The sequence below is a fragment of the uncultured Slackia sp. genome (assembly GCF_934630525.1).
Lineage (GTDB): Bacteria > Actinomycetota > Coriobacteriia > Coriobacteriales > Eggerthellaceae > Slackia.
The window spans coordinates 319,156-339,963 of record NZ_CAKTVX010000001.1 but is presented as its reverse complement, the minus strand read 5'-3'; the positions used below and the strand labels follow the sequence as shown (position 1 = coordinate 339,963).

Sequence of the window (20,808 nt, the reverse complement as noted above, 5' to 3'; positions counted from 1 at the left end):
CATATGCTCGCTTCTCAAGTCGAACAACAACAGGGCGATGACGAGAAAAAGCCCTTGAGCATTTCCGAGGCGCTCGATGTCGCAAAAGGTTCGCTCGAGAAGCTGAAGCTGCGCGTGCTCGGCGAGGTCTCGGAAGTCAACGTGAAACCGGGGTATGCCAACGCGTACTTCACGCTGAAAGACGAGACTGGCACGCTTCCTTGCCAAATGTGGCACGACCGATTCGAGAAATGCGGCGTCACGCTCGAAGTAGGCATGATGGTCGAACTCGTCGGTCGATTTTCGCTCTACCCGAAAAAAGGGCGCATGCACTTTCAGGTGTTCGCCATTTCCGTGGCGGGCGAGGGCATGCTGCGCCAGCAGGTCGCCATGCTCCAACGCAAGCTTGAAGCAGAAGGCCTTATGGCACCCGAACGCAAAGTTCCTGTGCCCGCATACCCCATGAAAATCGGCGTGGTGACCTCACCACGTGGCGATGCGATTCATGACGTTTTGCGCACAACGCGCCGCCGTTTCCCGCTTGCCCATATCTATGTAGCAGGCGTTCCGGTCGAAGGCGCGCATGCTCCTGAATATATCGTCGAAGGCATGCGTGCGTGTTTTCGCGCCCGCGTCGAAGTCATATTGCTCGTACGCGGCGGCGGCAGCTACGAAGACCTCATGCCCTTCAATGACGAACAGCTCGCCCGCGCCATTGTGAAATGCCCCATTCCCGTCGTAACGGGCATCGGACACGAACCCGACACCACGATTGCCGACTTGGTTGGAGACTTGCGCGCCTCCACGCCTACCGGCGCTGCCGAAGCGGTCACCGTGCAAACATCGCAGCTCGCAGCCCAGTTGCAAGCGATGGGGGAGCATATCGCTCAGCGTCAGCAGCAGCGCATCCAGCATGCATCGCTTTCGCTCGAACGATACGCCACACGCCCCGTATTCAAAGACCCTCGGTCGATGTTCGCAAGCGACCTCATCACGCTCGACATATTGCACGACAAGCTCTCTCGGGCGCTGCCGGCCAATATCGAACGAGATAAAACCCGCCTCGACGCATACGCATCACGACTTGCCGTAAAGCCAGCCGTGTTCGATCGCGCTTCGGCAAAACTCGAAAACTACTCTTCGAGGCTTCGCGGCTCCACCGCCTCGCTCGATCGCGATGCACTGCGCCTTTCCGCGCAATGCGACAGGCTTCGTGAAGTTTCCTCGAAACTGCTCACCCCCGCGCAGCATGAAGTAGCATTGAGGGCAGGACGCCTTCACGATTTATCGCCACTCGCAACCCTTTCCCGCGGCTATGCGATAGCGCGCGACGGGGAAGGGCGCATCGTGAAACACGCTACCGCGCTTTCACCTGGCGATACGTTTGAAGTAACCGTTGCCGACGGCAGCATCTGCGCGACCGTTGATTCCATTCGCGCTTCGGAAAGGAGCGACTCATGACCGACACAACCACCGCAACCGAGCCGAAACAGGTGAGCGACCTAACTTTTCGCGAAGCCATGGCGGAACTCGACGCCACGGTCACCACGCTTGAGAGCAACTCTCTTGAACTCGAGGAGAGCCTAAGAGCCTACGAACGAGGCGTCGCGCTGCTTGCCGATCTGCAGGCCCGACTCGCGAACGCCCAACAAAAAGTCGATGTGCTTATGGGCCAGCTCGACGCTCCCGCCGACGATGCGACCACTGACAGCACTCTTTCGTAGTATTCTTGGCATTTGCATTACACTAAAGTGCATAAAACTCTCTCAATGCGCGCATTGCGCGAGAAAGGCAGCATGGCATATGACCGACTGCGTATTCTGCAAAATTGCCGCTGGCGAAATTCCTGCCAGCGTAGTATACGAGGACGACAAGGTTATTGCGTTCGACGACCTTGAACCCCAAATGCCCGTGCATACGCTCATCATCCCTAAGCAGCATTTCGCCAACATTGGCGACGGTTTGCCAGACGACCTTATGGGCCATCTTTTCAACACCGTGAAAAAGGTCGCGGAAATCAAAGGCATCAATAAAACCGGCTATCGCGTCATCGTCAACACCGGCGACGACGCCCAGCAATCGGTTCATCACATCCATGTGCACGTTTTGGGCGGCGCCCCGATGAACTCTGGATCGCCTGCTCTCTAAAATCGTTCGACACGGGGGAACTTCGTGAAAATTCTCGTCATCAATGCTGGTTCTTCTTCATTGAAATACCAGCTCATCGACACTGAAAATAACAAGATGCTCGCCAAGGGCCTGTGTGAGCGCGTCGGAAGCAAAGATTCCTATATCAAGCACGGCGCCGACAAAGACGAACGCATCTTCGCTCAATACATGGCCGACCACGAAGAGGCCCTGGCCGTCGTGTTCGATGCGCTGTGCCACAGCGAGCGTTCGACCATTCATTCCATTAATGAAATCGACGCCATCGGGCATCGCATCGTGCATGGTGGCAATTATTTCGACTCCTCGGTGCTCATCACGCCCGATGTCATCAAGAAAATCGAAAGCCTCTGCACATTGGCGCCGCTTCACAACCCGCCCGCGCTCAAATGCATCAACGTGTGCCAGAGCATGGCTCCCGACATGCCGCAGGTGGCCGTTTTCGACACGTCGTTCTTCCAGTCGCTCCCGCCTTCGGCGTACATGTATCCGCTGCCATACGAACTGTGCGAGAAGCATCAGATTCGCAAATACGGCGCGCATGGAACGTCGCATCGCTATATCGCGCAACGCTGCGCAGCCCTCATGGAACAGCCAATCGAAGATTTGAAGATCATCACATGCCACCTGGGCAATGGTTGCTCGATTTCAGCCGTCGACCATGGCATCGCCGTTGACACGTCTATGGGATTCACCCCGCTCGACGGCCTTATGATGGGCACGCGTTGCGGCGCCATCGACCCAGCCATCATTCCGTTTTTGGAAGAAGCCGAAGACCTTACGCCACCTCAAATCAATGAGCTCATGAATAAGAAATCGGGTCTGTTGGGCGTTTCCGGCATCAGCAACGATATGCGTGACGTGCGCAAGGGCGCCGAAGAAGGCAATGAGCGTGCGGTGCTTGCCTACGAGATGTACGCGCACTCCATTCGTAAATACCTCGGCCAATATCTCGTTGAAATGGCCGGTTGCGATGCTATTGTGCTTACCGCGGGCGTCGGCGAAAACTGCGACCGCATGCGGCGCATCGTGTTCGCAGGTCTGCAGCCTCTGGGCATTATCCTTGACCAGGAGAAGAACCGCCGCGATTACCACGGCAAAGAGCGCTTCATTTCCCGTGACGATTCCCCAGTTAAAATCATCGTGATTCCAACCAACGAGGAATTCATGATTGCCCAAGATACATTGAGCATCGTGTCGAAACTCAAGTAATAACGAGCTCGACTCAAAGCAAAGGCCCCATGTTTTGACCCCAAGAATCGCGAACGATCGGGGAGCAAAACATGGGGCCTTTCTCGTTAAGAAAGCAACTTGGCGCCACGACCCTTGATTGCTTGACAAGGCATTCACGTTCATACGAGGCCGCACTTTAGACCACAACCATTGCGGACTCCTTCAGACAATCAATGACATGCAGTCCGGAGCGCGAAGATTAGGATCGAGGAACGCCTTTCGCCTTCCAAACGACACAAAAAGGGCCGCACGAGGCGGCCCGAAATATTTTCCATAAGAAGGTCAGCCCAAAAGGCGATTAGGCCTCCTGCGCCTGAACGGCGGTAATGGCAATAACGCCCAGCACGTCATCGGCAGAGCAACCGCGAGACAAATCGTTCATCGGAGCGCCCAGGCCCTGGGTAATGGGACCATACGCCTCCGCCTTGGCCAAACGCTGCACGAGCTTATAGCCAATATTCGCAGCATCGAGATCGGGGAAGACCAAAACGTTTGCCTTACCGGCAACGGGGGAGTCGGGAGCCTTGCTTGCGGCAACGCTCGGAACGAGCGCGGCATCGGCCTGAAGCTCGCCGTCAATAGCGAACTCGGGAGCCTTCTGCTTAGCAAGGGCAAGCGCCTCGACAACCTTTTGCGTATCGTCGTCTTTCACCGAACCGTAGCTCGAGTGCGAGAGCATGGCAACGCGCGCCTCGGCCCCGAGAAGCTTCTCGTAGCTCTTCGCCGTCGCGACGGCAATCTCGGAAAGGTCTTCGGCGTTCGGCTGAATGCACACGGCGCAGTCGCTGAACATGAACGTGCCGGCATCGCCGAACTCGCAGTTCGGCACTTCCATCACGAAGAAGGAGCTCACAAGCTTGCTGCCAGGAGCAGTTTTAATGATGCGCAAAGCAGGATGCAGCACGTCTTTGGTTGCATGGCAAGCGCCGCCAACCAAGCCGTCTGCATGGCCGGTCTTCAGCAGCATGGTGCCGAAATACATGACATCGTCCATCTGCGCATCGGCCTGTTCGGGAGTAACGCCTTTGCTCTTGCGCAACTCGTAGAAGGCCTCAGCCATTTCCTTACGAAGTTCGCCTTCGGTATTGTCGATAATGGTCGCGCTATCGAGTTTGAAGCCCTTCGCGGCGACTTCTTCAGGTTTACCGACGATCACGATGTTCGCAAGACCCTGCTCCAGCGCCTTTTCGGCGGCTTCCAGGATACGCTCGTCATTGCCCTCGGGCAAAACGATGGTCTTCTTATCGGCCTTAGCGCGGTCGATCATAGTGCTCAGAAACGTTGCCATGCAGCGTCCTTTCTCTTGAATCTGCATGCCCCCAATAATAACGCAGAGCCGCGCTTCAGAGATTTATCAACATTCAATCTGGTGATTTCATAGGCTGAACGGCGGCAGGGAAGAGACGGCGCGGTAAATCCCTATAATAAAGCGCGTTTAAGGTATCGCTGGTGCGAAAGGCGCATGTGATTCGCGTTTCGCACGGTCGATATGAATTATTCCCAGGTCGTATGCGTTTCTATGCATGGCCTCGAAAGGGCTCGAAAAATGAAAACCATTTCTTTCGCCGTTCCTTGCTACAACTCCGCAGCATACATGGACAAGTGCATCGAATCACTGCTCGCATGCGACGAGGGCAAAAACGACATTGAGATCCTTATCGTTGATGACGGCTCCACGAAAGACAATACGGCCGAAATCGCCGATGCCTGGCAGGAAAAGTACCCTGGCACGATTCGCGCAATCCATAAGCCCAACGGCGGCCATGGCTCGGCTGTCAATACCGGCCTCGCCAACGCTGAGGGCCGCTACTTCAAGGTCGTCGATTCCGATGACTGGCTCGACAAAGACGCCATGCATGAAGTTATGGCATACCTGCGCCGTCAAATGGAACTCGCCGAGCCTACCGATATGGTGATTGGCAATTATGTCTACGAAAAGGTGCATGAAGGCACTCGCACCGTCATGGGATACAAAAACGTTTTCCCCGTAGGCGAGGAATTTGGCTGGGACGACACGAAGCATTTCCGCCAATCGCAGTACTTGCTCATGCATTCGGTTATTTACCGTACCGAGCTTCTGCAAGATTTGGGCTTGAAGCTTCCCGAGCACACGTTCTACGTAGATAACATTTTCGTGTTTGAGCCTCTTCCAAGCGTTCGCACCATGTACTACCTCGACGTAGACATGTATCGCTACTTCATCGGCCGCGAAGATCAGAGCGTGAACGAAAAGATTATGTACGCCCGCCGCGACCAGCAACTTCGCGTGACGCGCATCATGATTGATGCGATGAACGCTGCCGAAATCGAGTCCAAAAAACTCGAACGCTACATGCTCAACTACCTCTCCATGATGATGTGCATCTGCTCGATTTTCCTGCGCATGGAAAAGACCGACGAAAATGAGGAGAATCGCGCTGCCATTTGGGAATACCTCAAGGAGAAGGATCCCGAGCTCTACAAGCGAGTCAAGAACACCGCGTTGAACTGGGGAACGAACATTCCCACCGAAGCAGGTCGACAGTTCGGCTTGGCGGCTTACCATCTCGCGCAAAAGATTTTCAAATTCAACTAGCAGCGAACTTCGCAGTACAGCAAACGGCCCCAATGGGGCCGTTTTTTCGGGCGAATGTGCAGCAGGGACGACGAGCGACGCGTTAGGGATTCCCGCCTCGAGGCCTCACGATTCGACCGCCGGCAAAACAATGCTCCGTTATGCCGCCAAGCGCCAAGAGCCGTAATGCGCGCTATCGAGAATAATCGGCAGGATTTTTAGCCGCAGTGCCTGTTGTTTTATCTTTGAAGCGCAGATCGCGCCCGAAAAAGACCGCGCCTTCACCAAAACGGTCTTTCACTTTATCGGTCGCTTTCGAAAGGCTCCTGCCAACTTCCGCATCGATCGACGACTTCTTGGCAGCACCTTGTTCATCCTGGGCGGACGCATCGAAAGGGGCCGTATCGAAAAGCGATTCTTGAACCACTTCATCTTTGTCGAAATGAGACACTGCGACGCCGACCAAGCGCACGCGCATTCCCGGCTTCCATATTTGAGAAATCATGCGGCGAATCTCGGGCATGAACACATGCTCGTTATCGTCTTGAGCGCGAAGTTGCGTTTGACAGCTTTTCGATGTGCAGTCGGCAAAGCGAAGCTTAAGGGCGAGCGTCGACCCCTTGAGCCCATTTTTGCGAAGCCGGCGCGCCACTTTAGTCGCGAGCATATTCGCTGCATTTTCTATCGCATCGAAGGTAACGAGATCTTGAGAAAACGTCATTTCATTTGAAACGGATTTCACGGTCTCGTCCTGCTTTACGGCAGTTGCATCGATTCCCAAGCATCGCATGCGCATCATTTCGCCGTTTTTGCCGTAAATCGAGCGTAAGAGATCTTCCGAAGCTTCAGCCATATCGCCGAGCGTGCAAATGCCATGCCGTAGCAGTTCTTCTTCAGCTCGCTTGCCAACGCCTGACATGACGCGAATGGGCAAAGGGAAAAGGAAATCAAGTTCCGAACCCGGGTATATCACGGTAAGGCCGCGTGGTTTATCCTGGTCAGAAGCGATTTTCGCAACCGTTTTACTCGTTCCGACGCCAATTGAGCACGTAACCCCAAGATGAGCAACTCGCTTTTGGATTCTAGCGGCGATGGCGGCTGGATGTTCAGAGTTGACTTCGGTAGGGGAGACGTCGACAAATGCCTCATCGATGCTCACTTGCTGCACGTAAGGACTCTCATCCTTCAAAATAGCCATGACTCGAGCCGACATTTCCTTATAGCGATCAAAATGACCATGCGTCCATATTGCCTGGGGACAGAGTTCTCGCGCAGCAGATGCGGCCATTGCGGAATGAACACCATAGGCGCGAGCCTCATAGCTCGCGGTTGAAACAACGCCGTGCTTGTCGGCATCTCCGCCAACAATTACCGGCTTGCCGCGCCACGCCGGGTGGTCAAGCTGCTCCACAGAAGCAAAAAATGCATCGAGATCAACGAGTAAAATCGCAGGTCCTGTCCATGGTTGCAGGTATGTCGAATCAAATTCCGCCATTGAGCTTTCTCACAGTACATCAACGTCGCGCAAGGCGCAGCTTTCTTAATTAGGTCCATGGTATCATGAAATCGGCAACTCCCCTGTTGCTATGTACAAATGTTCGATTTTCAAAATCGAACGGAAGGAGCACGCATGAATTTGAGCAAGTCAACCTGCCGCAACTTTGCAATCGGCGGCATCGTATGCGCTGGCATCAGTATTGTGATTGGCGGTGCTTTGCTCGATATCGTCGGCTTCGTTATCGGATTCATCGCACTTACCTCCGCCAAGAAAATGATTGCAGCAATGCCTGGCGACGCCTATGTCGAAAATGTTTTGAAGCTCGCAAAGATCGCTGTCGTCGTATCGCTGGTCGCATTCATTGCGAACATTTTGACCGCCGTTTTCCTGACGCCCGTTCTGGTCGATCAAGCGAACAGCATGGTTGCCAAGTCTGCATCCACGTTCTAGGAAATCGCTCGAAAGCATAGAACGAAACACGTCCGGCAACTCTTGGCCACACGTCTTTTCTTGGTCCGGCGACGACTTTTTCTAACAAGCCAAACGCGTGTCACCAAGCAGCAATCAAGCGAATCTCTTTCAAAGCCTTCCTTCGGCATAATCTGAAGGAAGGCTTTTGTTTGCGCCTTTTTGTTATCTATAATTCTGATAATACATGTTATGTAAAGTAACAACGTGAGGTCCCACGCGGCGTCACGCGGTTTCACGAGCGCATCGCCGCAGCTCAAAATACCGTTTTGCACCGTGAGCGCTCGCAACGCCGCGTGAGAGCTCGTATAAAACGCCGATTTTTGTTGGCATTTTGTTGGCATTTTTCAGAAGGCGTGACAAAGGGACGCCCGAAAGCGTCCCTTTGTCACAGCTTTGTCATAGCTTGTCGCAGCTCCTAGGCCTCCAGCGAGTGCGCGAGCATCTTGCCCGTCTCGTCGAAGCCGTAGAACTTGCCGTCGATTCGCAAAACCTCGTCGTTGCTCATGGAGCCGTCATCCTTGAGCCAGTACCACTTGCCGTCGACGAGCTGCCAGCCCTTGACCATCTCGCCGCTCTCGTCCATGTAGTAGTACGCGCCGTCGACGAGCTGCCAGCCCGTCGCCATCGCGCCCGATGGAGTGAAGTAGTACCACTTGCCCGAGATTTCGCGCCAGCCCGTGACCATCGCGCCGAAGGCGCCGTCGTGCTGGTCGTTGAGGAAGTACCACTTGCCGCCGTCGGAAAGCCAGCCAGCTCGCATGTAGCCGCTCTTGTCGAACCAGTACCAGGCGTCGCCTATCTTCGCCCAGCCCGTCGGCCAGGTGCCGTCGCCGTTGGCGTACCAGTAGCGGCATTCGGCGTCCTGCTGCCAGCCAGACGGGTAGTCCTCGCCGCCGTAGCCCAGGAGCTTGTTCGCCTGCGCGACCGCGTAGTCGACGTTGGTCGTGGACGGGCACGAGGTCGCGTATACCTCGCGGTGGTAGATGATGTTCTCGCCGTGCACGAGCTTCTCGCCCCCGAGGTGGCGCTTCGACATGTCCGCGAGCAGCTTCGCGCAGGTGTCCAGCGTCTCGGTGCTCGGCGGGTTCGCCGTGGTGCCGCAAAGCTCGATGCCGAGGCTTCGGCGGTTGTACCAGTAATTGCCGCAATGCCAGGCCGTGTCGTTCTCGCTCACCAGCTGCGCCACGTCGCTGCCGCTGATTACGTAGTGCGCTGAAGCCTGGCGCGCGGGGTTTTGCAGTGTCGCGATGCTGCCGTCCCACCATCCTTCGCAGATGTGCACGAAGATGTAGAAGCGGCCGTTGTTTCCGTAGCTGAAGTTCGGCGTTCCGTACCAGGTCAGGCTCATCGGCCTACCCCCTCGATTGGGCCGTCGCTCGGGTCGCCCTTGCCCATGCCCTTAATCTCTTCTTCGTCCATTACTCCCCCTTCGGCTCCGCGTATTCCATCGCTCGCTCGCTGTCACCCACGCCTTGCGTGGTCGGATCTACCACCACGCCGAGCGCCACGAGCAGATTCACCAGCAAAAACGCCGCCTGCGCCACCGCGTCCTGAGACACTGGCGGCACCACGCCGAAGATGCCCGCGACCTGGTAGCCGAAGGCCAGCGCCGCCGCGATGAGCGCGGTCAAAGTCGCCTTGTTCTTCAGCCGCAGAATCCAATTGATATTCATTCGTCCTCCTATCTCGGTATTTCCCCGCGGACTTCGAAGTCCTCGTTCGCGTGCCGCATGAGCGCGTGCACGTAGTTGTTCCCGCCGAGCGCGTAGTAGCTCTCGGCCCGTCGGTTCATCGTCTCCAGCTCGCACGCGCTTATGTAGCCGTCGCGCTGCGCCGCCTCGTACGACTGCACGATGGAGGCCTTGAGCGCGTTTCGCTGGGCGGTCCTCATCGCGCCCCACTCGTCCCGAATCTCCTCCATCTGCCTCGACATGAAGCCCGCAAGGCCAGTGATAGCGGCCAGCGAAAGGCCGCTGATAACGCTCGCGGCGATTGCCGCCATGTCCAATCCGTCTCCCTTCTGCCAGCCGTCCCTGCCTCGATTCTGCGCGAGTGGTCACGCGGCGCAGTTTTCGCCGCGCAAAAGAAAACCCAGGCGGGTTCGGCTTTGAAATCGCCTCCCGCCTGGGTCTCCAGCTCTCTTTGTGTGCTTTGTCTCAGTTTCTATCCGTCGGTGTCCAAGAACCACGTGACCTGCCCGCGCACGCCCGTGCACGTTCCGCCCATGGTCTTGACGTACACGTAGCCGTCAGACGACACGTCCGCGAGCATTACATTGTTGCTGCCGGTGTTCGCGCCCGCCGCCACGGCGGCGTACACGTCGAAGCTCGGCTTTAGGTCGTCCGAAATCTTCGTCCATTTTTTCCAATCCGTGCCGAAGCTGCCGGTGTCGGAGTAGATGAACAGCGTCACGCAACAGCCTACGCGCCGAATCTTGACGGTATGGTTGGTGTCGCTCCAGACTGTTCTCCAGCCGCTGTCGACGATCATGTTGGCAAAGCCCACCATGCTGATTCCACTGCTCTGGTCTGTTCCATCGGACTTCCTGGGCGGGTTGACGTACAACTTATCGCCGCCAATCATTACGATGCCTTCTTCCGGCCCAGCATCGGCGTAAACATACGCATAGCGCTCCACGCCTCCATAGTTCCCGCCAATCCCCGCCCCAGATACGCCCACGTTTACCGAGCCATTGAATCCGTTGGTCGTCTTCGAAGCTAATCTCACGCCGCCACCGTTCGTTCCGGAAATGACGCCGTATCCGTCACAAAGCTCTATAACGGCATCGGCTGAATTCTTTCCAAGCTCGATTTTTCTGTCCGAGAACTTCGACAGTACCGCTCCCATGCTGCTCAGAATCGAGAAGCCCGTCTCATCCGTCAGCGTTTTGGTGGACGTATAGGAGCCGTCCACCTTCTTGGCGACTTCGATGCCGTTGCCAGACTGGCGAATCAGCGTCTCAAGCGTGGTCGATTTGCTCAATGCGCTCGACGCGTTGGTCGAGGCCGTGCTTGCAGTCGATTTCGCTAACGAGGCATCCGTTGCGGCGGCATCGGCCTTAGTCAATGCCGACGAGGCATTGCTGGAAGCATTATCGGCCGCAGACTTGGCCGAGTCGGCGGTGCTCTTCGCGCCATTGGCAGTGGCTTCCACGGCCGCGATGGTCGTAGTGATGCTCTCGCTTGTGGCCGTGACTTCGGCCTTGGTGGCGAACTTCTTGTCGGCATCGGCCGTAGAGGTGTAGTTCTTGGACAGGTTGAGCGTAACCGCGTCGGCGGTCTGCTGCGCCTTGGACGCCGCCGTTACCGCGCCGTCGGCGGTTCCCTGGGCCTTCGTCACGTTGGCGGTGAGCGATTCGCTGGTGGCTTTCAAACTCGCCTGCGTGGCGTAGGTCGCGTCGGCCTGCGCCTTCGTCTGGTAGCTTTTCGACAATTCGGCGCTTATGCCGTCGGCCGTCTGCTGCGCCTTGGTCGATGCGGTCACGGCGCTGTCGGCGGTTTGCTGCGCCTTGGTCACGTTGGCGGTGATGCTTTCGGCGGTCTGCTCGAACGACGATTTGGTGACGTATGTCGCGGGAATGTCAACCTTGAGCTTGTCAACGTCGCCCTGGGCCTTGCTTGCCGCGCCCGCCGCGCTATCTGCCGCACTCTTGGCGGTGTCGGCGGCGGATTGGGCGGCGTCGGCCTTGCTGCCCGCGGCGTCGGCGGCGCTCTGCGCCTTCGATGCGGCGGTTGCCGCGCTGTCGGCTGTTGACTGCGCGGCGCTTGCGTCATTCAGCGCCTTAGTAACGTCGGAATCCTGGTTCAGCTCCCACGTGTACACAATGCCGTCGTCGCTGCCCCAGCGGTAGGCCTTGCCCGTGGCCTTGTCGTAATAGAGGTCGCCGTTGTGCTGCTTCTTGAGCGCGACGGTAGTCCAATCGCTCGCGGGCTTGTTCTCGGCCGTGGGCGCGCCGCTTCCGCGCCATGATTCGATGGCGTTGTCGGCGATGTTCTGCAAGGCGTCGACGGTCGCCTTTGTGGCGTAGGTCTTCGACACCTCGCTGGCGATGCTCTCGCTGGTGGCCTTGAGGCTAGCCTGCGTCGCATACACCTTGTCGGCATCGGCCTTGGTCTGGTATTCCGTCGCGAGCTTTGCGCTCATCTCGTTGGCCGTCTGGGTGGCCTGGCTCGACTGCTTCAGACTGTCATTGGCCGTCTCAGCCGCGCTCTCGGCGGTCGTTTGGGCCTTTGAAGCCGTCTGGGTCGCGGTCGTGGATGCGGTGAGCGCTGTTTGGCTGTCCTTGTAGGCCGTCTCGGCCTTGGTGGTGGCCTCGGTCGCGGTCTGCTTCGCCTCGGTTGACGCGACGAGGGCGGAATCCGCCTTCGTTGCCGCGTTGCTCACCTTGCTAGACAGCTCGCCAAGCTCGCCAGCGTGGCTCTCCACGGTGGCCTTCGTCGCATCGAGGTCGGAGGCCGTTGCATCTGCCTTTGACTGCGCTGCGGCTGCGGCTTGCTTGGCGGCGTCGGCCTTCGCATCGACTCTGCGCACCTCCTCGGCCTGTTTCGAGATGTCAGCGCTCGCCGCCGAGGCCATCTTCTTAGCCTCGTCGGCCGCAGCCTGCGCTTGGCTGGGAACATCGACCACATTGAGGGCGACGTTGGAAGACTTGACGCTCGCGTTGCCCTGGACGTCGAAGGCCACGGCCCAGCAGGCCAGATGGTCGCCCGCATCGAACAGCATGGAAAGACTGCCAGCTTCGGTCAGGCACCCCATCGTTGACGTCTTCTCGCCATTCTTTGCATAGAATTCCACGCGGTCGAAATCGGCGGGGACCCCGCCTTCGAGCCTGCCGTCCCAGTACGCCGTCGCGTCGCATGACACCGACGAGAACGTCACGCCGAGCGGCATTCCCGGCGGCACGGTATCGCCCCTGAAACTGTCAATTCCCTTCGGCGCGCCCGTCTCGTCAACGCCCGCGCCAGCGCCTATGACGGTAGTGGTTCCGTCGGCGTTGCGCACGCTCACGGTGCCGTTGCCCGCCGTTTCTTGCGAATTGGCGGCATGCAGGGCCTTTAGCGCCGTGCGCGCAACGCTCTCGCGGAAATCGGGCGTCAAATCCCTGTGTATTGCCATCCCCTATACCTCCATCGGGTCTATAAACGGGTCGAATTTGAGCCTCACCGACATGCCGAGGTCGCCAGACATCTGCATGAGCCTCAGGGCGTAGTCGCCGTCTGGCACAGTCGGAAAGCCCTGGAAGCGAACGTTCACAACATCGCCAGGCCAGAGGTCGCCTGGGCGCGGAGCGTCGGCGTCGCCCAGGTTCACCTCGCAGGTCAGCTGCGCCATAGGGCGCGAGTCGGCCGCGAGCCTGCCGCCGGCATGCGCGGCCAGGAGCGCGCCGTCCTCCGCCGACGAGTCGTTGAACGTCTCTTCCATGAGCGGCCACGGGTCGGCCGCATTCACGCGCGACAGGTCTTCGGCCAGGTGCACCAGCTCCTCGGCCTCGCTTCCCGCGCCCGTGGCGTACACGCGGGAGACTGGAGCCAAATGCGCCACGCTGGCGTTTCCCGCGTTTCCGCCAGGGCCTATGCGCAACGTCCTGACCGAACGCTGCCCTATATACGCGTCCGCGTCGCTGCCAGCCTCGAACCTGAGGCGCACGCGAGCGCCGTCGGCCATATACGGGCGAAACGCGATGTCTGGGCCTCCGATCACGTTCGCGATTTTCTCGAAGATGTCGGCGCATGCAAGGTTGGACACGTTGTACGGCCAGTACGTGCGCTCATGCTCGCCCTTCTCGTAGAAATCGCCCCAGTCGATGGGCAGAGACCCGCCAGGCTTGCCCTCCGTGCAGTACCAGCCAACATTCGCGGCGATAGCCCGCAGCGACAGGCCAGACAACGACAACGCCCCCGCGCCTTTGTAGAACTCCCCTTCGCGCACCATATAGCGGCTTGCGAGAATCTGCATCACCGAATCAAGCGAGAACGACGTGTCGTCAACGGTGTCGGTTCGAGCCCCGACCGCCCCGAACACCACAGGATAGAACGAGCCGCCATCGTCCCAGCCGAGCAGCAGCGCTCGCCTGCCCGCCGATAGGCTTGACGCCTTCTCGCGCCATGTCGAGCCCGGGACGGCCGACCACGGAACAACGATGGAGCGAGCCTCGCCCTCGCCAGTGCCCTTGCCCTTCGTTGTAGACAGGCTTGCATCGGATACCGTGAGCGACCACGAAAGGCTCGGGATGTCGATTGGCGACCTGACGGCTCCAGTTGCGGTGTCGCACAGATAGCAGCGCCACATCTATCCGTTCGCCCCCAAATCTATAAGACGCATGTAGCAGCCAGGGAAATAGCCGTCTTGGTATTGGGTCGTGACAGACGAAATAACGTCGGTCCCGCTTCCCCAAAGCCGAGCTGCGATAGTATGCTTGCCCTTCCTCAAGCCAATCGTCCAGAAGAAGCCCTTTGTCTCGGTGACGTAAGGCGAGCAGGTGAATCGGAATGTCTGTTCCACCTTCCCATCTACAAGGAGGTCGACGTATCCTGAGCCGAGCCATTCCTTCGTTTGGCAATCGCTCGCCCAAACGCTGACCGCCATGAGCGCCAGGTATTCGCGGTACGCCGTTCCGACAGACACCTCGCGCGTTGCGAAAGTCCATGCTTCGCCGATGTTGACCTTGCGGCCGTTCGAGTGGTTAAGCCATTGGCCGCTGCCATCGTCTCCACGCGATACATTGCGAAGGCTCGCCACGCGCTGGCCGTCCGTCAAGTTCGCGTCGTCCGCTGCCACTTGTCCAGCATCGACATACACGAAGCGAACTATCTCCGCGCCAGTCGGCAATGTGGGAACATCAGGCGCGCCGCTTTTCGGCGTTCCAGCGGTACACCCAACCTCTATGCGATTGTCCACGTCGCCCTGGCTCGCGTCGTGCGCGCGAATCCAGATAACGTCGAGTCTTCCAAGCGACGCGTCTGCGGGGTCTAGCTCGATTGTCCCGCCGCCAAAGTATGCCTCGGCATAGCCGTCGGCTTCGCTTCGACATACGACCGCAACGCCTTCCGAGACGTCGTACTTGAGGCCACCTGTCTTGGAAGCCGAAACATCAAGCCCCCAAACGATGCCAGGGTTCTCCCATTTCGCCTGGATGAGCTTGCGATGAGTCAGCGGGTCTAGCCCATTTCCGTCGACGTCTTGGGCGATGCCAAGCGCCGTCCTGTCTGTCGTGATGCATGTCATGATGCAACTCCTTAGATGTACGTATCCCTGCATTCGACGATCGCGGAGCCGGCCGCGCCGCCGCCCTGCAAAGCGAACCGCGCCCACGAGCCAGGCGGCACCGAATGCCAGCCAGCTATCGAGGCGTTTGCCGTCGCATCGATGCCTCCCGCCCTCGCCGTTCGCGACAGGAAGTCAAGCTCAACCGAACCGCGCACCGGCGCGGAATACTCCACAGAAGACGCCCAGCCATCGCCCGAGATATCGAGCCTGAATCCGTCGGGCATCGGCCCACGGGCGACAACAACGGGCCACGCCGGGGCGGTGCCCCTGTTCTCGACAACGCCGACGTTGCGCGCGTCGGTGGCACCCTTCCCATACGAGAGCGGGTAAGAGAGCCCTTGCGAATACCGCAGCCCCGCTCCCGCCCCCGTTCCAGACGGAAGCAGGATGGCAGTGCGCTTCTCCGACGAGCGGCGGCGCGGGTCGGGGCAAACAACGGTGACCGTCCCGGACGCAAACGCGCCGACAACATCATCGAGCTTCGTTTCGACATACCCGTCGCAATAGGTGTCCTCCCCGTCGGCATTGACGCGCACCCTGACGATGCGCCCCGCCATTGCCTGCAAGCCCGCGATGGCCTCAAGCGCTACCGACCTGGAATAGGCGGCGAAATCGATAGTCACGGTGCGGGCGGAATAAACCACAGCATCGGAGAGCACCGCGTGTGCGCCGTCAGCGCCCTGTCGTTCCGTCAAATCGACCTTTGCGTCAGGCGTGCCCCACCAGCCTTTGAGGGGCGTCCTGTTGGCAGTCCAAAGGCCCTCGGCTGGCGCGAGGGCGAGCCTTACGGCTTTGCTTCCGTCGGAAATCTCTATGAATCCATCGGTCATGCTAGGCTCGCCTCCCTCATGGCGTTTCGATAAATGATTGGCGCTGCCGTATATAAATCCGAGTCGGCTCGCACCACCTTCGTATTGAACGTCTGCACGATTGTGCGACCTCGGTCGCCGCCCGAAGCCGCGCCGTGTCCCCGATCAACCCCAACGACAGTTGCAGCGTCCGCAACCGCCTGCGTGGCGGAAATGCCCTCCATCACGGAGGCCATCGCGTCCGCAGGCTCGTCGGCCAGTTCCGCGATGCCCTCGGCCAGGCCGTGCACGATCGCGCGACCGCTGTACGGCGTCCAGCCCTTGCCGCTGAACGGGCCGCGCTTCGCGGGCGAGTGCGGCAGGTAGCTCGCTATCGTGTTCAAAACGCCCTCGATGGCGCTTCCCGCCGCCCCGATCATTCCCGTTATGCCGTCGATAACGCCCTGGATAATCGCCGAGCCAGCCGATTGCGCCTGGCCGACGATTCCCATCAATCCATTGATGAGGTTCGAGCCGAAGGTCGAGGCCGCTTCCGCCGCCTTCGAGCCCATGCTCGAAACCCAGCCTCCCACGGTGCCTATCACCGAGGAGAGGAAGCCCCCGACTTGCCCCGGCAGCTGTCCGAAGAAGCTCCCGACGCTTGAGAGGAATTGCGAGCCAGCCTGCACGGCCTGGGCCACGATTCCCGAGACCCACGCGCCGATGCTTGCTATCACGCCCGCGAGGAAGCCGCCGATAAGGTCAGGAAGCTGACCGAAGAAAGCTCCCACCTGGTCGACGAAGGATTGCACGCTTGCGGGGACTCCCAAAAGGAAGTTTACGAACTCGGTCACGGCGTTCACGAGCAGCGTCACAGTGTCGACCGCGAAGGTGAAAGCCGCCACCACGATTTCGAGCGCTGCCACCAGCACGTCGCCGAGGAACGTCGCGAGCGGCTCAAGCCACACCTGCGCGTCGGCCACGGCCTGGAAGAAGGCCGACATGGCCTCGCCAGCCGCCTCAAGCACTGGCATGAGGTATTCGCCCGCCTGGTCTGCCAGGTGCCCGATGAAGCCAGCCACCGTGTCTATGACGGTCGCGGCGGCCTCCATGGCGGATGTTCCGTCGAAACTCTCAAGGAACTGCGCGATTCCCTCAGCCGCCTTCGCGCCGAAGTCGGCGACGGTCTGCAGCGCCCCTGTTATCGCGTCGGCGAAATGGGAGTTGCCCGTAAGCGCCTCGATATCGCCGTTGAGCATGTTGAGCGCGTTCTTCGCAACGAGCGTGAACGATTCCACGGGGTTGTCGCCCATGCTCCAAAGCGACTTGAAGCCGTTGAACCTCTGCTCGATTTCGTCGAGCGCCGAATCGATGCCGTTCACCAGCCCGAGCGCGAAGTCGTTGCCCTCGAACGACGCTCGAAGCGCCTCGATTGCCGAATCGCCTATCTGCCCCGCGGAAGACACGAGCGTGGGCCCGATTTCGGCCACCATTCCAGGCACGGTGCCGATGAGCGTCCCCAGGATTTCGGCCACGCGCGGCACGACCTGCGAAGCCGCCGTTTCCACGCTCGTGACAAGGTTCTCAGTGAGCTGCGACATGTCCGCGTCGGAATCGCCCAGGCCAGTCAGCCAGTTCTCCCACGCGGCCTTCGCCATGTTCAGCGAGCCTTCAATCGTGGTCGCGGCCTCGCGGAAGGTTGTGCCCGCGATCTGCTGCTTCTGCTGGATGAGGTCGATTGCCGTGATGATGTCGGAGAAGCTGTCGATGCTCAGGTCAGAAGCCTCGCCGATGCTGGCGGCGTACTCGTTCGCGTCGGAGATGAGGCGCTTCATCTCTTCCTGCGTGCCGCCATAGCCCAGCTTGAGGTTGTCCAGCATCGTGTAATTCTGTTTGGCGAAGCCCTGGAACGCGTTCTGCACGTCCTGCATGTCGGTGCCGAACGTGTTCACGTTGTCGCTCATGGCGACCATGGCTTTCTGCGCCTGCGCAGCCGCCGCCTCGGTGTCTCCACCGAGCGAGCTGATGAGCGATGCCGAGAAGCTTGTCGCCTGCTCCATGTACTGGTTCGCCGACATGCCGCAGGTCTTATAGGCCTCTTGCGCCTGCGACAGCATGGTGTTCTGCGCGTTCTCCAGCGATTGCCACTTAGCGCTCACCTGGTCGACGCTCTGTCCCATGCTCGCGGCGTAGTCCTCAAGACTCTGCCCCATGTTGCCGAAGAGCTTCTGAATGCCGCCCACGTTCTGCTCGTAGGCCGCGTAGGCATCGAGCGACTGCTTCGTGACCGCCGCCGTGGCGGCAGTCACCGCCGCGCCCGCGGCCGCAACGCCCTTCGCAGCCAAGCCAGCAGCATTGCCCAAAGTCCCCGTGACCTTGGACGCTATTCCTCCGATTTTGTCCGACGCCTTGTCGTCCACGCCGATTTTGATAAGCAGGTCGAGCAGATTCAATCTGCACCACCTCCTAGATTTTCGCTTTAGCCAATACCTCCTCCGCGATTTCTTCTGCGCTTCGCCTGTCCACGGGCTTCCGGGCAGAACCTACGATTTCCCTCCAGGGCTGCTTTATGAATTTGTGCTGGGGCGTGAGCGCGGCCTGCGTGCTCATGTAGACCCGCCAGCTCCGCTCTTCGTCCTCGCGCTCGTGCCTGGCCTGGCAGTAACGCAAAAAAGGGCGAGCACGCTTTACTCCTGCGTACTCGCCCATGCAGAGCCATATAAGGGACGGGTCGCGGGCCGCTAATCGAAAAAACCCGACAGCATTTCTCGCAGCTCGCCGCCTTCGCCGAACGCCTTCTTGAGGTCGGCAACGTCCTTCACGATCTTTCGCACGTCGGAACACGCCTCGTACTCTTCCAGGCTTTGGCCGTCCACCGCCGCCAGAATCTTGTACAAGTCTTCGACGTTCTCCTTCATCAAGCGCGGAATGTAGTTCGCGACTACGCCCATCGCCCAATCGAGGGCGTCGCTCGCGTCTTTCTTCTGCAATCCTCGGTAGGCCTTGATTTCGCCCAGAATGTCTTCGCCTACGCCGCCTTGCATGATGTGCTCGGCGGCTTCCGCGATGAGCGCCATCGAGTCCATGGCTTGCTTTGCCGTGAGTTCATAGAATTTCATGCGGTTCCCTTTCGATTTACGCCGCGTCCGCGGTGCCTTGCTTGATATGAATCTCGAATGGGGCCTTCTCGGGGTCTTCCATCGAGTAGTGGCCAGTGAATTCGAACGCGAACTGGCCCTTCGCCTTGTCGCCTGTCTGCAACTGGAACCCGCCAGTCGAGAGCGCGTTGAGCACTTTGATGGCCAAGAAGCCAGCCTTGCCCGTGGTGCCGTCTGCGTTGATTTCCGAGTAGTCTCCAATAACCCACAGGTCTTTGAAGTCGGTGCTCTTCAGTACGGAACGAGGGATGATTCCGCCGCCAGACGCGTCAGCAGCGGCGCACAGCATCGTTCCAGCTGTGGTGTTTAGAGAAACGAAGGTCCCTGAGAGCTTCGTTTCCCAAGAATCGAGGCGCTTCATCTCCTTCATGTTCTTTGGACAGTTGTCAATATCCTCGCCGTAGTCCGAGAACGTCGGCGTGGCGGTGAAGTTGATGCCGCCAGACGTTGCGCCAAGTCGCGCATTCTCCGGAGCCTCTCCAGTCTCAAGGTTGAATTCGGTTACGATCATGCCCGCGTTGAACTGGATGTTCTTGAACATGTCAGCAGGCAGTTTGCTGTATTTCATTCGACCTCCTAGTAATTCGTGATGTACTCAATCGAGACGTTGATGTATCGGCGCTTGACGGCGCTGTCGCCCGAGTCCATGGGCTGGCAGAACGGCGTTCCGCGCTTGAGCCATAGAACCCCCTCGTCGCAAGCGGCAATCGCGCCGCCGCGCGCAAGCGCCTTTCCGATTTGTCGCGCCTTCGCGTTCGGAAGCGCCTCGCTCGTGGTGCGGTACCAAAGGCTCAGCGTCGCGGCCTGCTCCCCATCGCCGAACATCGCCGTGGGGAGGTAGTAGGTCATGTAGGGCTCTTTCGCGTCCTCGGGGACGGCGTTCTCCGCGTAGGCGGGAATGCCGAAGCCCTCGGCCCAGGCCTTGAAGGCCGCCTCCTTATTCATTGGGCACCTCCCAGGCCTCGGCGCTGTGGCGGTAGAACTCGAAGCTCGCGGCCTTCGGCGGCTTGCGGTCTTCGCCGTTCGACGTGATTCGGAAGGTCTGGCCGTCGGATGAGCGCTGGAAAACATCGTGGAATTTGAGCGGCGCTTTCGTCGTGACCGTGTAGCGGTCTTCCGCGCCCTCCTTGGCCGCGATGCGGGCCTCGGTGCTCGAATCGAGCTTGATGGCCGCCTCGAACGGAGCCGATGGCGCGTAGACGGATGCGAAGCCGCCCTCGCCGTCGCTGACGCGCTTCAGCTCGAAGAGCGTGCACGGCTGCATTGCAGCCTCCCAAAGGCTCATAGCTTCCTCCATCGGTTCAGCTCGGATCTAAACGCGCCGCGCCAATTCGCGGAGCCTTCCGCGCCTTCCGCCTTCGTGTAGCTGTAGCCGTCGAAGCTCTCCGAGGAATACGGGCTCGCCGCCTCCTCGCCGTACTTCGCCTGCCACTCGCCGATGCTTGCCGCCAGCTCGGTGACGGCCTTGGGAATCGCCAATGCCGCGACCTCGCCCGTGAACGTCTCGTCTTGCAAATCAACGGCGGGCCACTGGTGCAGCCCGTCGTTGAAAACGCTTCCCTCGATGCGGAAGTACTGCCCGTCGAGCAGCCAGCCCTCGGGAAGGCCGATGCTTCCGCCCGAGATTTCGAAAACGCCCGTGGCGTAGTCGCGCTCGAACCAGTTGTTCAGGCTTCGCAGCACTTCCTCAAGCAT

General features: G+C 59.3%; 21 protein-coding genes. 6 read left to right on the top strand and 15 right to left on the bottom strand.

Translation table 11 applies throughout. From position 1 onward, the window contains the following. Positions 1 to 3 precede the first annotated feature (3 nt). The 4 genes from xseA to Q0D41_RS01565 all read left to right on the top strand — a co-directional run bounded on the left by xseA (position 4) and on the right by Q0D41_RS01565 (position 3,357). Positions 4 to 1,440, top strand: coding sequence for an exodeoxyribonuclease VII large subunit (gene xseA / locus Q0D41_RS01580; RefSeq protein WP_294374178.1), 1,437 nt, complete (start codon positions 4 to 6; stop codon positions 1,438 to 1,440). After that, entirely contained in the window at positions 1,437 to 1,703 is a 267-nt protein-coding gene (gene xseB / locus Q0D41_RS01575; protein WP_294374174.1) for an exodeoxyribonuclease VII small subunit, read from the top strand. The genes xseA and xseB overlap by 4 nt, the downstream gene beginning before the upstream one ends. Before the next feature lie 79 nt (positions 1,704 to 1,782). Next, positions 1,783 to 2,127: a histidine triad nucleotide-binding protein gene (locus tag Q0D41_RS01570; RefSeq protein WP_281669045.1), complete on the top strand. Its 345-nt coding sequence runs from the start codon at positions 1,783 to 1,785 to the stop codon at positions 2,125 to 2,127. Positions 2,128 to 2,151: 24 nt separating this feature from the next. After that, positions 2,152 to 3,357 (top strand): acetate/propionate family kinase, encoded by a 1,206-nt coding sequence (locus Q0D41_RS01565; RefSeq protein ID WP_294374164.1) that lies wholly within the window; start codon positions 2,152 to 2,154, stop codon positions 3,355 to 3,357. Positions 3,358 to 3,676: 319 nt separating this feature from the next. On the opposite strand, the gene pta is transcribed toward Q0D41_RS01565, so the two are convergent. Beyond that, a complete protein-coding gene (gene pta, locus Q0D41_RS01560; RefSeq protein ID WP_294374163.1) occupies positions 3,677 to 4,666 on the bottom strand; it encodes a phosphate acetyltransferase in 990 nt (329 codons plus the stop codon). Between the two features lie 258 nt (positions 4,667 to 4,924). Here pta and Q0D41_RS01555 point away from each other — a divergent pair, with 258 nt between their 5' ends. Further along, positions 4,925 to 5,953: a glycosyltransferase family 2 protein gene (locus Q0D41_RS01555; protein ID WP_294374130.1), complete on the top strand. Its 1,029-nt coding sequence runs from the start codon at positions 4,925 to 4,927 to the stop codon at positions 5,951 to 5,953. Positions 5,954 to 6,125: 172 nt separating this feature from the next. On the opposite strand, the gene dinB is transcribed toward Q0D41_RS01555, so the two are convergent. Next, complete coding sequence (gene dinB, locus Q0D41_RS01550; protein WP_294374129.1) at positions 6,126 to 7,427, bottom strand: DNA polymerase IV; 1,302 nt, start codon at positions 7,425 to 7,427, stop codon at positions 6,126 to 6,128. Positions 7,428 to 7,562: 135 nt separating this feature from the next. Here dinB and Q0D41_RS01545 point away from each other — a divergent pair, with 135 nt between their 5' ends. Next, a complete protein-coding gene (locus Q0D41_RS01545; protein WP_294374126.1) occupies positions 7,563 to 7,880 on the top strand; it encodes a hypothetical protein in 318 nt (105 codons plus the stop codon). Positions 7,881 to 8,316: 436 nt separating this feature from the next. Here Q0D41_RS01545 and Q0D41_RS01540 read toward each other — a convergent pair whose 3' ends face one another. The 13 genes from Q0D41_RS01540 to Q0D41_RS01480 form a co-directional block, all read right to left on the bottom strand. Beyond that, positions 8,317 to 9,249 (bottom strand): N-acetylmuramoyl-L-alanine amidase, encoded by a 933-nt coding sequence (locus Q0D41_RS01540; protein ID WP_294374121.1) that lies wholly within the window; start codon positions 9,247 to 9,249, stop codon positions 8,317 to 8,319. A gap of 70 nt (positions 9,250 to 9,319) precedes the next feature. Next, positions 9,320 to 9,574, bottom strand: a complete 255-nt coding sequence (locus Q0D41_RS01535; protein WP_294374118.1) for a phage holin — start codon at positions 9,572 to 9,574, stop codon at positions 9,320 to 9,322. Positions 9,575 to 9,582: 8 nt separating this feature from the next. Beyond that, positions 9,583 to 9,903 (bottom strand): hypothetical protein, encoded by a 321-nt coding sequence (locus Q0D41_RS01530; RefSeq protein WP_294374116.1) that lies wholly within the window; start codon positions 9,901 to 9,903, stop codon positions 9,583 to 9,585. 161 nt (positions 9,904 to 10,064) lie between these two features. Next, positions 10,065 to 13,016 carry a hypothetical protein gene (locus Q0D41_RS01525; RefSeq protein ID WP_294374115.1) on the bottom strand — a complete coding sequence of 984 codons (2,952 nt, stop codon included), beginning with the start codon at positions 13,014 to 13,016 and terminating at the stop codon, positions 10,065 to 10,067. 3 nt (positions 13,017 to 13,019) lie between these two features. After that, positions 13,020 to 14,189, bottom strand: coding sequence for a hypothetical protein (locus Q0D41_RS01520; RefSeq protein WP_294374113.1), 1,170 nt, complete (start codon positions 14,187 to 14,189; stop codon positions 13,020 to 13,022). Beyond that, a complete protein-coding gene (locus Q0D41_RS01515; protein WP_294374110.1) occupies positions 14,190 to 15,125 on the bottom strand; it encodes a hypothetical protein in 936 nt (311 codons plus the stop codon). An 11-nt stretch (positions 15,126 to 15,136) separates the two neighbouring features. After that, entirely contained in the window at positions 15,137 to 15,997 is an 861-nt protein-coding gene (locus tag Q0D41_RS01510) for a hypothetical protein (RefSeq protein WP_294374109.1), read from the bottom strand. Then, the gene (locus tag Q0D41_RS01505) at positions 15,994 to 18,408 is read right to left on the bottom strand and encodes a hypothetical protein (protein WP_294374106.1); all 2,415 of its coding nucleotides are present in this window, start codon (positions 18,406 to 18,408) and stop codon (positions 15,994 to 15,996) included. Before Q0D41_RS01505 ends, Q0D41_RS01510 begins: the two co-directional genes overlap by 4 nt. A gap of 288 nt (positions 18,409 to 18,696) precedes the next feature. Further along, entirely contained in the window at positions 18,697 to 19,074 is a 378-nt protein-coding gene (locus tag Q0D41_RS01500; protein WP_294374102.1) for a hypothetical protein, read from the bottom strand. 16 nt (positions 19,075 to 19,090) lie between these two features. Next, positions 19,091 to 19,681, bottom strand: a complete 591-nt coding sequence (locus tag Q0D41_RS01495) for a hypothetical protein (protein WP_294374099.1) — start codon at positions 19,679 to 19,681, stop codon at positions 19,091 to 19,093. Between the two features lie 8 nt (positions 19,682 to 19,689). Further along, positions 19,690 to 20,058 (bottom strand): hypothetical protein, encoded by a 369-nt coding sequence (locus Q0D41_RS01490; RefSeq protein ID WP_294374097.1) that lies wholly within the window; start codon positions 20,056 to 20,058, stop codon positions 19,690 to 19,692. Then, positions 20,051 to 20,398, bottom strand: a complete 348-nt coding sequence (locus Q0D41_RS01485) for a hypothetical protein (RefSeq protein WP_294374094.1) — start codon at positions 20,396 to 20,398, stop codon at positions 20,051 to 20,053. Before Q0D41_RS01485 ends, Q0D41_RS01490 begins: the two co-directional genes overlap by 8 nt. Further along, positions 20,395 to 20,808 carry a hypothetical protein gene (locus Q0D41_RS01480; protein WP_294374092.1) on the bottom strand — a complete coding sequence of 138 codons (414 nt, stop codon included), beginning with the start codon at positions 20,806 to 20,808 and terminating at the stop codon, positions 20,395 to 20,397. Before Q0D41_RS01480 ends, Q0D41_RS01485 begins: the two co-directional genes overlap by 4 nt.